Raw genomic sequence first — 15211 nt, forward strand, 5'->3', positions numbered from 1 at the left:
AAGATAGGGAAGAAAAATCATCTCCCTGATCTCCTTACCTACGAAATCATTTTCCAAGTTACGATTGATTAAGAAATAGTAATTTTTACAGCAATACCAGGAGACATTTAAATGTTCATAGATGAATTGTCCCCCATCTTTAAACAAGCTACTCAGCACCCAGTCTCATTTTTTGGTGGGTTATTCTCTGGAGTGCTGCGACTTAACCTCACGGATGATCCTGTTAAAACTTGGCTAGACCAACATATTGGTTCAAGTGGTTCCACTACTTCCGGGCTTCAGAATGGTAAAACCTCTGGCCCTCAACAAATTTCAATTGATTAACCTGTTCTTAACCGTTAACTGTTAAACGTTAACGGTTAATATAGCGGTTGCCATTACCTGATCAGATCAGTGTTTTAAAAAGCCGACTATCATAACTTGAAATTTACTAGAAACAACAAAAATATACCCGACTAGTTATGAACAGCCGATAAATCTCCAGACTCGTCGGGGCTTTCTATTTTTTTATAGAAATATTCGGTAAACGTAAAACTCAGCGGCTTTAGCCCTGAGAGTGTCAAGTATAAAGGATGATGGTTTTTAGGCAGTGTCTTTAAATTACCAAAAAAAATATTTATTAGCTAGACAAATTACTGAATATTCCTGATCACTGACTTCTTGAAGGAGTAACCCAAAATATCAATTCTTTAGTTTATCTAAAATCAATCTTTAGTTATCAAAATACCTTTCTAAGATAGAGGTAGCGACTAAAAATCGCCATTGAGAAAACCAACCCAAAAGCAAAACGCTAGGGAGTAACAAAAATGGCTCAAGCCTCTGAATCTTTAGATTTGTCTATCAGCTACGCTACAGACAAAGCCCTAGATCGTGATTGTACAACCTTATCCCGTCACGTCCTTCAACAATTGCAGAGTTTTTCGGCAGACGCACAAGATTTAAGTGCGCTAATGAATCGTATTGCGTTGGCTGGTAAACTGGTGGCGCGTCGCATGAGCAATGCTGGCTTAATGGAAGGTGTTCTGGGATTTACTGGGGAAGTTAACGTCCAGGGAGAATCTGTTAAAAAATTGGATGTCTACGCCAACGACGTATTTATCTCAGTGTTTAAGCAAAGCGGCTTAGTTTGTCGCCTCGCTTCCGAGGAAATGGAAAATCCCTACTATATTCCAGAAAACTGTCCTATTGGTCGTTATACCTTGCTGTATGACCCAATTGACGGATCATCTAACACTGATACTAATCTTAGCTTAGGTTCTATTTTTTCCATCCGTCAACAGGAAGGAAACGATAGCGATGGTAAAGCCACTGACCTGCTGACCAACGGACACAAGCAAATTGCCGCCGGATACATACTATACGGGCCAAGTACGATGCTGGTCTATACTATAGGTAAGGGGGTTCATTCCTTTACCCTTGATCCCAGTTTAGGGGAGTTTATTCTCACAGAAGAAAATATCAAAATTCCTGACCACGGTTCTGTTTACAGCGTTAATGAGGGGAACTTCTGGCAGTGGGATGAATCCATTAGGGAATACATTCGCTATGTTCATCGCACCGAAGGTTATACCGCTCGTTATAGTGGCGCGATGGTGAGTGATATCCATAGAATTTTAGTTCAAGGTGGTGTGTTTCTGTATCCAGGCACACTGCAAAAACCAGAAGGTAAGTTGCGCCTACTTTATGAATCTGCGCCTTTAGCATTTGTGATTGAACAAGCTGGAGGTAGAGCAACTACAGGATTAGTGGAGATTGTGGACGTAGTTCCGAAAAAACTACATCAACGCACTCCTCTAATTATTGGTAGTAAAAAAGATGTGGCTAAGGTTGAGTCTTTTATTCAAAATGGTCATTAGACGAATTTGAAAAAAGCGGCTAACTAATGCCAGTAATGAATTTGAAGATTGGCAATGTGGGATTGGAATGCAGGACTAGCAATGTTCGTTAGTGAATTTAAAGATTCATCTCAGTTGGTTGATGCCAAAAATAAAAGCTGCCATCAACTGAGGGATTTTCTCAAGTTCACAAAAAAACACTGTTAACTTAGGAGTTAAAAAATAGTTATGGCAACCAATCATTTATTAGAGATTAAACAATACGGTCAAAGTATCTGGATGGATAATTTGAGCCGTGACATTATTGAATCAGGGGAACTCGAAAACTTGATGAAAAATCAAGGAATCTCTGGTATTACTTCCAATCCGGCCATCTTTGGAAAGGCAATTACTGGTAATGCCATTTATGATGCTGATATTGAAGCGGGAATTCGTGAGGGTTTACCAACATATAACATCTATGAATCTCTAATTTTTGCAGATATCCGCAATGCTTGCGATATTTTGCGTCCTGTTTATGATGCCACGAATGGTTTAGATGGTTATGTGAGTATTGAAGTTCCACCAACTATAGCTCATGATACCCAAGCCACAATAGCTGAAGCTCGTCGCTATTTCCAAGAAATTGGGCGAGAAAATGTGATGATAAAAATTCCTGGAACCCAGGCAGGTTTACCTGCTGTAGAACAAGCAATAGCTGAAGGAATTAACGTCAACGTGACACTGTTGTTTGCAGTCCAAAGTTACATTAATGCAGCTTGGGCGTATATTCGTGGCTTAGAAAAACGGGTGAGTGAAGGTAGGGATATTAGCCAAATTGCCTCTGTAGCCAGCTTCTTCTTGAGTCGGATTGATAACAACATCGACGCTAAGATAGATGCGAAATTGCAGAGGGGTGTTGATGACATTAACCATGAAGCAGTGCTGCGAGCGGTAAGAGGGAAAATAGCGATCGCTAATGCCAAGATAGCTTACCAAGAATACAAGAAAATCACCAGCACTGATGCTTGGCAAGCATTAGCAGCAAAAGGCGCAAAAGTACAGCGGTTACTGTGGGCCAGCACCAGCACCAAAGACCCCAGTTACAACGATGTCATGTATGTCAACGAACTGATTGGCAAAGACACCGTTAACACCTTACCACCAGCCACAATTAAAGCTTGTGCTGATCATTGTCATGTGAGCGATCGCTTGGAAACAGGCGTAGACGAAGCTTACAATCTCCTCGAAAGCTTGGAAGCGCAGGACATTAACATAAACATCAATACCGTAATGGACGAACTACTCGTTGAAGGTATTGACAAATTTGTCCAGCCCTTCCAGTCACTAATGAACTCTTTAGAAGGCAAAATCAAGCTATTGTCACCAGTATAGGGAATAGGGAATAGGGAATGGGGAATAGGGAAAAACTCTTACCCTATTCCCTACACCCAATACCCCTTCCCTAAATCCAAAATCCAAAATCCAAAATCCTAAATTGTTATGGTCAGTCTGCTAGAAAATCCCCTACGCGTTGGTCTACAACAGCAAGGGATGCCCGAACCCCAAATTATAGTTATCTTTGGTGCTTCCGGGGATCTTACCTGGCGCAAACTAGTACCAGCACTGTACAAATTACGTAGAGAAAGACGCATTCCTCCAGAAACCACCATTGTCGGTGTAGCACGTCGAGAATGGAGTCATGAATACTTCCGTGAACAAATGCAGAAGGGCATGGAAGAAGCTCATAGCAGTGTCGAACTAGGGGAACTCTGGCAAGACTTCTCCCAAGGTCTGTTTTACTGTCCTGGTAACATAGACGACCCGGAAAGCTACCAAAAACTGAAAACCTTATTATCCGAATTAGACGAAAAACGGGGAACACGGGGCAACCGGATGTTCTACCTTTCCGTTGCACCCAACTTCTTCCCAGAAGCTATTAAACAGCTAGGAAGTGGAGGGATGCTAGAAGATCCCTACAAACATCGTTTGGTAATTGAAAAACCCTTTGGTCGAGATTTGGCAACTGCCCAAAGTCTGAACCAAATCGTGCAGAAATATTGCAAAGAAAACCAAGTCTACCGCATCGACCACTACTTAGGTAAAGAAACCGTTCAAAACTTGCTGGTGTTCCGTTTTGCTAATGCCATTTTTGAACCTTTGTGGAATCGCCAATTTGTTGACCATGTACAAATTACTGTAGCCGAAACCGTCGGCGTAGAAGACCGGGCTGGTTATTATGAAAGCGCCGGCGCACTGCGGGATATGTTGCAAAATCACTTAATGCAACTTTACTGCTTGACAGCAATGGAAGCACCCAACGCTATGGATGCTGATAGTATTCGCACGGAAAAAGTTAAAGTACTACAGGCTACTCGTCTAGCTGATATTCATAATCTGTCACGTTCGGCAATTCGTGGTCAATATAGTGCTGGCTGGATGAAAGGACAACCAGTACCAGGATATCGCGTAGAGCCAGGAGTTAATCCTAACTCTACTACACCCACCTTTGTAGCCATGAAGTTTTTAGTAGACAACTGGCGCTGGAAAGGTGTTCCTTTCTACCTCAGGACTGGAAAGCGGATGCCGAAAAAAGTCAGTGAAATTTCCATTCATTTCCGTGAAGTTCCTTCCAGAATGTTTACCTCTGCGGCTCAACAGGCAAACGCCAACATTCTGACAATGCGAATTCAGCCCAATGAAGGAATTTCCCTGCGTTTTGATGTGAAAATGCCAGGGGCAGAATTTCGTACCCGTGCCGTTGACATGGACTTTAGTTATGGTTCCTTTGGTATCCAAGCTACTTCTGATGCCTATGACCGCCTATTCCTCGATTGCATGATGGGCGACCAAACACTCTTCACACGGGCAGACGAAGTGGAAGCAGCTTGGCAAGTAGTCACACCAGCACTTTCTGTTTGGGACGCACCCGCAGATCCTATCACTGTTCCTCAATACGAGGCCGGTACTTGGGAACCAGCGGAAGCAGAATTCTTAATTAACCAAGATGGTCGCCGTTGGCGCAGACTCTAAGTATTTAGGTAATGGGTAATGGGTAATAGCCAAATAATTCTTATCCAATTACCAATTACCTCTTCCCCAAATCACCAATTACCAATCCCTAATCCAAAATAGACTATGGCGACTCAAGCTCCTACGATTTATTCACTGCAAGCACCTAAGGATGTTTCGCTCACAGAAATAGAAGCGGAATTGACTCAAATTTGGCAAAGTTACGGTATTACCGGCGAAGATGGGGCGTTACCTGCTGCTACCCGCGCCACAACGTTCACTTTGGTAGTCTATGAACCAGAAGAAACCCAATACTTATTAGCGGCAACAGGCTTTTACAATGGCCCTATTGATGGAATTTTAGGGCCACAAACTGAAACAGCATTACGGGAAGTGCAGAAAAAACATGGACTCCCAGAAACTGGTATTGGTACACCAGAAACCCTAACTACATTACGGGAAGAATACTTCAAAAATCAGCACAGTGGACCAAAGGGAGATAGTCATGGTGCTGCTGTAGGCTATACTTTCAGCGCTACCAGTCCTACTATTGCTGATGAAATTGCTCTCCGTAATCCTTGCCGGATTATTGCTTTATGTCCCATTGCTGGGGAAGATGAAGGGGTAAAAGCGCAAGTTTCCGCTTATTGCCCAATTCAAAAGCAATCATCTAGTACACTGATTTGCTGTGAATATATTACTCTCACTGGTACAGCGGCTGCTTTGGAACGAATTGGGGGTATGATTCCGGCTTTGTTAATTGGTGGTTTACCCAAGTTTCTGTGGTGGAAGGCAACACCAGATTCTGGTAATCCTCTTTTTAAACGCTTGGCGGCGGTCTGCAATAATGTGATTGTAGATTCTTGCAACTTTAATACTCCAGAAGATGATTTACTCAGCTTGCAAGATTTAGTAGAAACTGGTGTTCCTTTAGCTGATTTGAACTGGCGGCGTTTGGCTGCATGGCAGGAACTGACTGCTGAGGCTTATGATGCACCAAATCGTATGGCGGCTCTGAAAGAAATCGATCGCGTAACTATTGATTATGAAAAGGGCAACTCTGCTCAAGCGTTGCTATTTTTAGGTTGGTTGGCAAGTCGTTTGGTATGGCAGGCTGTTTCCTATTCTAAGGAAAGTGGCGATTATGATATCACTCGCATTCGCTTTTTGGCTCAAGACCAAAAACAAATAGAAGCAGAATTAGCAGGTGTTCCCATTGCTGATATTGGTGAGATTGTCGGTGATTTGATCGCTTTGCGTCTGAGTTCTACTAATCCCCAAGCAAATTGTGGTACTGTGATTTGCTCGGAAACTGGTGGTTGTATGCGTATGGAAACTCACGGTGGCGCTCAATCTGCTGGTTTGTTTCAACAGGTAAGTTCACTTTCGGAACAGAAAGCTGAAGTGTTGTTAAGTCAACAGGTACAACGCTGGGGTCGTGAGGCACTTTTTGAAGAAAGTTTGGCGGTGATAGCACAAACTTTGAAGTTGGAAAATCGGTAATTGCTAATTTATTTATTACTTTTTTACCCTCTTTCTATAATGTAAGGGGGTATTTTTTATTGTTAATCCTTGGGTAATAGCGCAATGTGATATCCCAACGCACTCACAAATTCAACCCACGGAGGTGGTGAGACCAGTCCTGTAGGCGGGTCTCCCGCCGTAGGGAACTGGCGAATCCGAAGGAGTTTTGCCTGTGTAGTTGCGGTTTCTAACCGCCGATTTAATCTTAAATAGGACTTGTGTGTACACCGTAGTTACCAAGGGGAGGGTGCGCGATAGCGCGGGTGGGGTGTATTTCATGAGCTTGGGAATTGCTATAGTAAAAATAATTTTAATTATCAATGTCTGTAATTATTGCTGGAGAACGTAGCGGGGTAGGTAAGACAACTGTGACACTTACCCTTTTAGCGTCTTTGTGTCGTCGTGGTGCAAAGGTGCAATCTTTTAAGGTAGGGCCGGATTATATTGACCCGATGTTTCATCAGTATGTGACTGGTCTTCCTTGTCGAAATTTAGACCCTGTGCTGACTTCGGAAAGTTATGTCCAAGAATGTTTTCATCGTCATTCCCCTGGGTGTGAATATGCTTTGGTTGAGGGGGTAATGGGTTTATTTGATGGGATTAAGGGGACTGGGGAAGGAGAAGAAAAATTACCAACTGATTTTGCAAGTACGGCACACGTAGCACGTTTATTAGATATCCCTGTGATTTTGGTGATTGATTGTAGCCGGTTGTCTGGTTCCGTGGCTGCGATCGCACATGGTTATTGTTTTTTGGATAATAGAATTAAGATTGCTGGGTTAGTGCTGAATCGGGTGGGAAGCGATCGCCATTTATCCTTGCTCAAAGATTCGCTAAAACCCCTAAAATTACCTATTCTCGGCGTTTTACGAAGACAAGATAACATCACTATACCCGACCGTCATTTAGGTTTAGTCCCCACAGCAGAACTTCCCGAATTAAATAATATCATCAATCGCTTGGCAGATTTAGGTGATAATTGCTTTGACTGGAATCAGCTACTACCCCTTTTGCAATCTCCCCAAACCCTCAAATCCCCATCTCCCCATCGTCCTATCTCCCCATCTTCCCTAAAGATTGCGATCGCACGAGATAAGGCTTTTAATTTCTACTATCAAGACAATTTAGATTTATTGAAAAATTTAGGTGCAGAACTAGTTTTTTGGAGTCCTTTAGAAGATACTGAATTACCACAAGATATCCAAGGAATGTATTTTGGTGGTGGTTTTCCTGAAGTATTTGCACAAGAATTAGCTGCAAATACCAGCGTAATCAAAGAAGTAAAAACAGCTATTTTAGCAGGAATGCCTACAATTGCTGAATGTGGGGGATTAATGTATTTATGTGAAAACATTATTGATTTTGAAGGTAAATTTTGGCCAATGTTGGGAATATTACCGACATCTGCACAAATGGATAAAAGGTTAACTTTAGGATATCGTCGCGCAGTAGCTTTACAAAATAGTTTCTTATTTGATGTCGGAACAAATATTTATGGACATGAGTTTCATCGTTCCCATTTAATTACTAATCCTCAACAACCATTATTTGATACTCATCGTTATGATTGTGAAGAAAATACAGGATTTGAAGGTTGGAATTTACCTAATGTTCATGCTTCATATATTCATCAACATTGGGGAGAAAGTGCAAAAATTCCCCAAAAGTTTCTGCAACAATGCCTAAAATTTAGTAGGACTAATGACTAATACTTTCATTCAGTCGCCGAATTATACGAGATAGTTCACGAATAATATTTACTGCAATTTCTGGAGTTTCTTCAATAGCATCATAGAGTTGTTCTTGGGTGAGTTCCAAACATTCACAAGATTCCAGCGTTGTGGCGGTGGCTGAACGGGGTTGAGTATCAAATACTGCCATTTCCCCAAAGTATTTTCCCTGTTCCACCTCTGCTAATTTTGTGTCCCCAATATGGACTTTGACCTTACCTGATACCACAATATAGAGCGATCGTCCTTCTTCCCCTTGTTTAAAGATACTGTAATTAGCAGGATATGATAACTCATTCATCACAGAAGCCAGCCTGACCACAAAATCATCTCGTAATTCATTAAAAATGGGAACACGCCGGACAAATAACAAACGATCAACGCTAGTGAGCATAATTACAAATTATAAATAGAACACCAGTACAAGTATCAAACCGTAATCAGCTTACCCTGCGGGAACGCTCTGCGTACATCTAGATTTAACCAGATTTTTAATCAGTTGTTACAAAACCTGTGAGGGAAACGGGCAACTCAGATGATAATCTATTTATTTTATACCAGTAAATGAGCTAATGGTTGATCATCATCAAAACTATAGTAATCCGGTTTGATTCCTGTTCGCGGTAGCGTGCCGTAGGCATATTGGCTTGTGTAGTCAAGGAACTCTTAACAGGGAACAGGAAAGACAGAATGGCTACGCCACGCAAGCTATCAAAAATCAAATAGGAGTTTTCTATCAATTTTTTTAAGTCTTCACCATAAAATTAAAACAGTTACTGAACGCCTCAATCATAAGTAAATTTATTCTCACAAAAGTCAAAAAATTACCAGGACTATTGATATAATAACTACCACTACCAGGTATAAATAATTGTTTTATAGCAATTCCCAAGCTCATGAAATACACCCCACCCGCGCTGTCGCGCACCCTCCCCTCCCCTTGGTAAGGGGTAATTTTGTATCTAATCTAGAGTGGGAAAGGCTATATCTTGGCAGCATAGATAGAGTGGTAAATTTTCATCCACACTATATGATACAGCTAATTGACATTTATTGATTTACATATCTTTTTTTAAGGGTATAATTATGTACTTCATGGAAAATTATTCTTACATAGAAATTTACAATTATCTGCACAGTGAAATTATCTATGATCATCAATTAACTACCAGCCAGTTTTCAAATCCAAACCCTCTCAATGAGTTTTTTTCCACAGAACTGAGCCGAGAATCTATAAATCAAATCACACCAACAGAAATAACAAAGTCGGCTAATTCCTTAAGTCAATTACCTGGGACAGATATAGATAAAAGTGTTGATCTAATTCGTAAAAATAGCTTACAAACAGAGCCTATATACCCGGAACAAAAACCGTTTAAACCACAAAAACTGCCCTTAATTTTAGAAAAGAAAAAAGCGCAACCGCTGCCATCTCCGGGTATTACTATGCTCACGCCATCAGCTTATGGAAAATCCTGGGGGAGAGCTTCTCTTGGGGTGGGATTACAATCTCGCGCTCGCTTTACTGACACAGCCGATGGAGTTTTAGGGGTTGGTTTTGGTTTTGGTGATGGGAAAAAATTAGTTGGTTTAGATGTCAATATAGGCATTGTTGACATAAGTTCTTTTGAAGATGGAAACATTAGTTTAAAATTACATCGCCAACTTCCATACGATTTAGCTGTAGCCGTTGGTGTTAAGAATTTAGTGACTTTTGGTAATACTGATGGTGGTACATCGGCTTATGGTGTGATTACAAAAATGTTCCGTCTCCAAGATAGCGACAGCAAGCAATTCAGTAGGCTTTATGTCTCTGCTGGTGTTGGTGGGGGACAGTTTCGTTCAGAATCAGATGTTAGAAATAATATTGATTCTGTCGGTGTTTTTGGTAGTGTGGCTTTGAAAGTGGCTCAACCGGTAACGACAATTGTTGAATGGAGTGGACAAGATTTAGGTTTAGGTATATCTGTAGCCCCATTTAAGAAAATTCCTTTAGTTATAACTCCAGGTATTAGCGATATTACTGGCAATGCTGGTGATGGTATACGATTTATATTAGGAATTGGTTATAGCATTTCTTTTTAAATTAATTTATCACCCAAGATGAGGATAACAAAGATGAAATTTACTCGTTCATTTTTCTCTATTTTTCTATCAGTTATTTTAGTTCTATTTTTCTTTAAATCTGTTCAAGCTCAAGTAGGAAATCAGTCAGATATTACTAATCCTGATCCTCAAGAAATTGTTAATCCTAATGAGCCATCAGGAAATCAGTCAGATATTACTAATCCTGATCCTCAAGAAATTGTTAATTCTAATAATCCGACAGATAACCCAATCATTGATCGTGAATTTTTTGATAATAATTTTGATAATACAACACCCGATGAAGCGATTGCACAGCTTGAAGAACTGAATGCAGTAGAATATGGGGCATATCTTGGGACTGATTTTTTTGGCGAAATTAGTTCCTCTGAAGAAATTGCTGATAATTTGAGTAAGCTGGCTAAATTAACAGGAAGAAATGCAGCAGTTCTTTATGTAACTTCGCTCAAAGATAAACTCAGCTTAATTCTCATTCCTCCAAAACCACAGGAGAAAGATTTATTAAATAATACCAAAAGCTTGAAAGATAGTTCTTTGCTGCTATCACAAGAAACTTCAGTAAAAGTTGGTGAAATTGTCCGTAAATATGTTGTAGAAGCTAATAGTAGCAATATTCAAAAAGTTGCTCAAGAGTTTCGCTCTAAAGTTACTAATTTTAGAGATAAAGATTACTTTGTGAGTGCTGAAAAGTTATATACATGGATAATTGCTCCCATAGAAACAGCCTTAGAAGTAAATAAAATAAGTACTGTAATATTTTCAATGGATAGCGGTTTACGCTCCCTTCCTGTAGCTGCTTTATATGATGGGAATCAGTTTCTGATTGAAAAATATAGTGTGGGTGTCATCCCCAGTTTTAGCCTCACAGATACCCGTTATATTCCGATAGTTAATTCTGATATTTTGGCACTGGGAATATCAAAAAGCACAGAAGGGCAAGACCCTTTACCATCTGTACCATTAGAAATCAACACGGTGAGTAAAAATATTTGGCGCAGTCAAAGTCAGATATTATTAGATGAAGACTCAACACTAGAAAATCTCGAATCTCTAAGTCTTAAAAATCATTTTGGAATCCTGCATTTAGCAACACATGGGGATTTTAAATCGGGGAAAATTAGTAACTCTTACCTTCAATTTTGGGATCAAAAAATTCACATAGATAAGTTGAGGAATATATCTCAGAAATTAGGATGGAGTAAAGATCCAAAGGTAGAAATGCTAGTTTTGAGTGCTTGTAGAACTGCTTTGGGTAGCCAGGAGGCAGAATTTGGATTTTCTGGTTTAGCTGTACAAGCAGGGGTAAAATCAGTTTTAGGTAGTCTTTGGTATGTGAGTGATCAAGGCTCTCTGGCATTGATGACTAAGTTTTATGATCAGTTAAGCACTACTTCCTTAAGATCTGAATCTCTTAGGCAAGCTCAGTTAGCTATGCTGAAGGGGGAAGTACGGATAACAGATAAAGAATTATATCTATCACCAGAAAAGCCTATTGCTCTACCACCAGAACTGGTTAATTTAGGTAAGATCAACTTATCCCATCCATACTATTGGTCTGCTTTTACAATAATTGGTAACTGGAATTAACCGTAGTCAGTTAATTAAATTCAGTGTAAGGATTCAGGATACAGAATGTTTGATATAGCAGGGAACTCCTAACAGAAGAGAAAAATATTCTCTTTCCTTCTTTCTCCTGACTCCTCAATTCTTACAATTCAGCTTGATTTTGATCACAATTTAGCAGTGTAAAAGGAATGTTCTGGAAATGGTGCTTTAGATTTATTATCCTCTGCCTGGGGTTGTGGATAATTTTGGATTTAGGTTCCCATTTAGGGGCTGAGATTTTTTGGTTTCAAGAAATTGGCTATTTGCAAACATTTGTGCTGCGGTTAATAACTCAGGGTGCTTTATGGGTAAGTGTTGTTAGTCTCAGTGTTATCTATCTGTGGGGAAATCTTACTGTAGCCAAACGTTGGAGATATCCCCAGTCTTTTAAAAGTGAGCCGATTAGAAGTGGAGAAAAAAGACTGGGTAGGGAACTGATAAACTTTCCGAATTCCCAATATGGTAGAGTCTATGAAACTCTCCCAGTTGAGGCAGGAAACAGACAAATGAGATTGCGCTGGCTGTTACCCCTGACATTAAGCTTGAGTTTGTTGGTGGGGTTAATGGTGACGCATTATGGAAAAGTGGCTTTGAGTTACTGGCATGGAGAAATTGATCACGTTAACTCGCCTTTTACTATTTTATTTAGACCAGAGATAGTTTTGCAGTTGAGTAACAGGATTGTTTCTCAAACTTGGGATTTTGGTTTGGCTGTGGCCATGGTGATGCCTTTAGTCGGCTTTGCGATCGCTCTTTTAGTATATTCTCAGTTTTTGCTCAGTGCGATCGCACTTGTCTTTAGTCTCGGTTTTGGCTGGATATTATCTCAAAATTGGTCTAAAATTCTCCTCTACTTTCATGACAACCCTTTCAACAGCACAGAACCTTTATTTGGCAAGGATCTCAGCTTTTATATATTTTCTCTACCCGTCTGGGAACTGTTGGCTTTTTGGCTAATAGGATTATGTTTATACGGCTTTATCTCCGTCACTCTCACCTATCTTTTATCAGGAGACAGTCTCAGTCAAGGTATTTTCCCTGGCTTCTCCCCACCACAGAAACGTCATTTATTCGGCTTGGGTGGCTGTTTGATGTTGGTGGTAGCTTTAAGTTATTGGCTAAGTCGTTATGAACTCGTTTATTCTCCCCGTGGGGTGAGTTTCGGCGCTAGTTACACCGATGCTAAGGTACAATTGCCAGCGGACACCATGTTATGTGTTCTAGCTGTTGCGATCGCATTTTACCTATTATGGCAAACTATATTCTGGAAACCAAAATCTGGGCATCATCAATGGGTATTTTACAGCTTGGGTGCGTATCTCAGTTTGATAATTTTAGGAGATATTTTAGTTCCTGCTGTTGTTCAATCTTTAATAGTTCAACCCAATGAATTGCAGCGAGAGCAACCTTATATTCAACGAACTATAGCTCTCACTCGTCAAGCATTTGATTTAGAATCAATTGATTCTCAAACCTTCAACCCCCAAGGAAAATTAACTGAAGCTGATCTTCAAGCTAATGATCTCACAATTCGCAACATTCGGCTATGGGATCAAGAGCCATTATTAAAAACTAACAGACAACTACAACAAATTCGTCCTTATTATCAATTTCCTGATGCCGATATTGATCGTTATATCATCAAAACCGAACCTAACCAAGAAGCAACAGCATCAACAGAAAAACGTCAGGTACTAATTGCTGCCAGAGAATTAGACTATACTTCCGTCCCACAACAAGCTCAGACATGGGTAAACCGCAATTTAATTTACACCCACGGTTATGGCTTTACCATGAGTCCTGTAAATACAGTTGTTCCTGGTGGTTTACCAGAATATTTTGTCAAAGATATTAGCGGTAATGATAGTGCGCTAACTACTTCTAGTGCAGCTATCCGTGAAAGTATTCCCATAGGTAAACCGCGAATTTATTACGGCGAAATTTCTAATACTCATGTCATGACCGGCACAAAAGTTAGAGAATTAGATTATCCCAGCGGCAGCGATAACGTTTACACCAGTTATGATGGTGCAGGTGGAATTAGAATTGGTTCACCGTGGAGAAGATGGCTATTTGCTACCTATTTAAAAGACTGGCAAATGATATTTACGCGGAATTTTCTACCTGAAACGAAAGTATTATTCCGACGCAATATTAACCAACGCATTCGAGCGATCGCACCATTTCTAAAATTTGATGGAGAGCCTTATTTAGTAGCTGCTGATGCCTATGCAGGCAATAAAAAAGGGCAATTTCCAGGAGCTAATAATTATCTTTATTGGATAGTGGATGCTTATACAACAAGCGATCGTTATCCCTACTCAGATCAAAATGATGAAGGTATTAACTATATTCGTAACTCCGTTAAAGTCGTAATTGATGCTTACAACGGCACAGTCAGATTTTACATTGCTGAACCAAAAGATCCTCTAATTAATGCCTGGTCAAAAATCTTCCCCCAAATGTTCCAACCGTTGGCAAATATGCCTGTTAATCTCCGCAGTCATATTCGCTATCCAGTAGACTTTTTCAAAATTCAATCTGAGAGGTTAATGACCTATCATATCACTAACCCTCAAGTATTTTATAACAGGGAGGACCAATGGCAAATCCCTAATGAAATCTACGGTGCTGAAACCCGTCAAGTTGAACCTTACTATTTAATTACCAGTCTTCCTGGTGTTCCCTTTGAAGAATTTATTTTACTGCTTCCCTACACACCCAAAGAAAGAACAAATTTAATTGCTTGGTTAGCAGCACGTTCAGATGGTGAAAATTACGGTAAATTACTGCTTTATAACTTTCCTAAAGAACGTTTAATTTATGGGACAGAACAAATCGAAGCCAGAATTAACCAAGATCCCGTTATTTCTCAACAAATTTCTCTATGGAATCGTCAAGGTTCAAGAGCAATTCAAGGTAATCTTTTAATTATTCCCATTGAACAATCTTTATTGTACGTTGAACCAATTTATTTAGAAGCAACACAGAATAGTTTACCAACTTTAGTCAGGGTAGTTGTTGCTTATGAAAATCGCATTGTCATGGCACAAACTTTAGAACAAGCCTTGCAGGGAATTTTTCAACCAGAAGAAACACCAGCACCGCCAATTATTCGTCCTCTGGAAGAGGAAGGAATACCATCGGAATAATTCGTAATTCAAAATTGGAAAATAAAAATGACCATACAACTACAATTAAAACCAGAAATCGAAGCTCGTCTTTTTGCTGAAGCTGCTGCAAAAGGTGTATCAGTAGAAGTTTATCTTGAATCTTTAATTGAAAACAGTTTGGCTAGTCAGGAAGACTGGGAAGCAGCACTGACAGATTTGATAAATAGTCCTGCTTTTACTTTAGCACCCCCACTTTCAGATGCAGCGATTAGTCGAGAGAGTATTTATCGTTGAATAGATTGAATAT

11 protein-coding genes are annotated in these 15211 nt (G+C 40.0%); 10 read left to right on the forward strand and 1 reads right to left on the reverse strand.

Annotated features, from left to right (window positions below; genetic code table 11):
- Window positions 1-111 precede the first annotated feature (111 nt).
- The 6 genes from ACOWPH_RS27270 to ACOWPH_RS27295 all read left to right on the forward strand — a co-directional run bounded on the left by ACOWPH_RS27270 (window position 112) and on the right by ACOWPH_RS27295 (window position 8059).
- Window positions 112-324 (forward strand): hypothetical protein, encoded by a 213-nt coding sequence (locus ACOWPH_RS27270; RefSeq protein WP_015213246.1) that lies wholly within the window; start codon window positions 112-114, stop codon window positions 322-324.
- Window positions 325-806: 482 nt separating this feature from the next.
- Window positions 807-1856, forward strand: a complete 1050-nt coding sequence (gene fbp, locus ACOWPH_RS27275) for a class 1 fructose-bisphosphatase (RefSeq protein ID WP_015213247.1) — start codon at window positions 807-809, stop codon at window positions 1854-1856.
- 207 nt (window positions 1857-2063) lie between these two features.
- The gene (gene tal, locus ACOWPH_RS27280) at window positions 2064-3209 is read left to right on the forward strand and encodes a transaldolase (protein ID WP_015213248.1); all 1146 of its coding nucleotides are present in this window, start codon (window positions 2064-2066) and stop codon (window positions 3207-3209) included.
- 108 nt (window positions 3210-3317) lie between these two features.
- Entirely contained in the window at window positions 3318-4847 is a 1530-nt protein-coding gene (gene zwf / locus ACOWPH_RS27285; protein WP_015213249.1) for a glucose-6-phosphate dehydrogenase, read from the forward strand.
- 105 nt (window positions 4848-4952) lie between these two features.
- On the forward strand, window positions 4953-6329 hold the full coding sequence (opcA, locus tag ACOWPH_RS27290) for a glucose-6-phosphate dehydrogenase assembly protein OpcA (protein ID WP_015213250.1): 1377 nt from the start codon (window positions 4953-4955) through the stop codon (window positions 6327-6329).
- 341 nt (window positions 6330-6670) lie between these two features.
- Entirely contained in the window at window positions 6671-8059 is a 1389-nt protein-coding gene (locus tag ACOWPH_RS27295; protein ID WP_015213251.1) for a cobyrinate a,c-diamide synthase, read from the forward strand.
- Here ACOWPH_RS27295 and ACOWPH_RS27300 read toward each other — a convergent pair.
- Window positions 8049-8474, reverse strand: a complete 426-nt coding sequence (locus tag ACOWPH_RS27300; protein ID WP_015213252.1) for a cyclic nucleotide-binding domain-containing protein — start codon at window positions 8472-8474, stop codon at window positions 8049-8051. The genes ACOWPH_RS27295 and ACOWPH_RS27300 overlap by 11 nt on opposite strands.
- A gap of 692 nt (window positions 8475-9166) precedes the next feature.
- Between ACOWPH_RS27300 and ACOWPH_RS27305 the strand changes: the two genes are divergently transcribed.
- The 4 genes from ACOWPH_RS27305 to ACOWPH_RS27320 all read left to right on the forward strand — a co-directional run bounded on the left by ACOWPH_RS27305 (window position 9167) and on the right by ACOWPH_RS27320 (window position 15198).
- Window positions 9167-10165 (forward strand): hypothetical protein, encoded by a 999-nt coding sequence (locus tag ACOWPH_RS27305; protein WP_015213253.1) that lies wholly within the window; start codon window positions 9167-9169, stop codon window positions 10163-10165.
- A 33-nt stretch (window positions 10166-10198) separates the two neighbouring features.
- The gene (locus ACOWPH_RS27310) at window positions 10199-11773 is read left to right on the forward strand and encodes a CHAT domain-containing protein (RefSeq protein ID WP_015213254.1); all 1575 of its coding nucleotides are present in this window, start codon (window positions 10199-10201) and stop codon (window positions 11771-11773) included.
- Between the two features lie 167 nt (window positions 11774-11940).
- Window positions 11941-14943, forward strand: a complete 3003-nt coding sequence (locus ACOWPH_RS27315) for a UPF0182 family protein (RefSeq protein ID WP_015213255.1) — start codon at window positions 11941-11943, stop codon at window positions 14941-14943.
- 27 nt (window positions 14944-14970) lie between these two features.
- Entirely contained in the window at window positions 14971-15198 is a 228-nt protein-coding gene (locus ACOWPH_RS27320) for a hypothetical protein (protein WP_015213256.1), read from the forward strand.
- Window positions 15199-15211 lie beyond the last annotated feature (13 nt).

Origin of the sequence: Anabaena sp. PCC 7938 (genome assembly GCF_049315035.1) — a bacterium.
In the GTDB taxonomy this organism is placed as follows: domain Bacteria; phylum Cyanobacteriota; class Cyanobacteriia; order Cyanobacteriales; family Nostocaceae; genus Anabaena; species Anabaena cylindrica.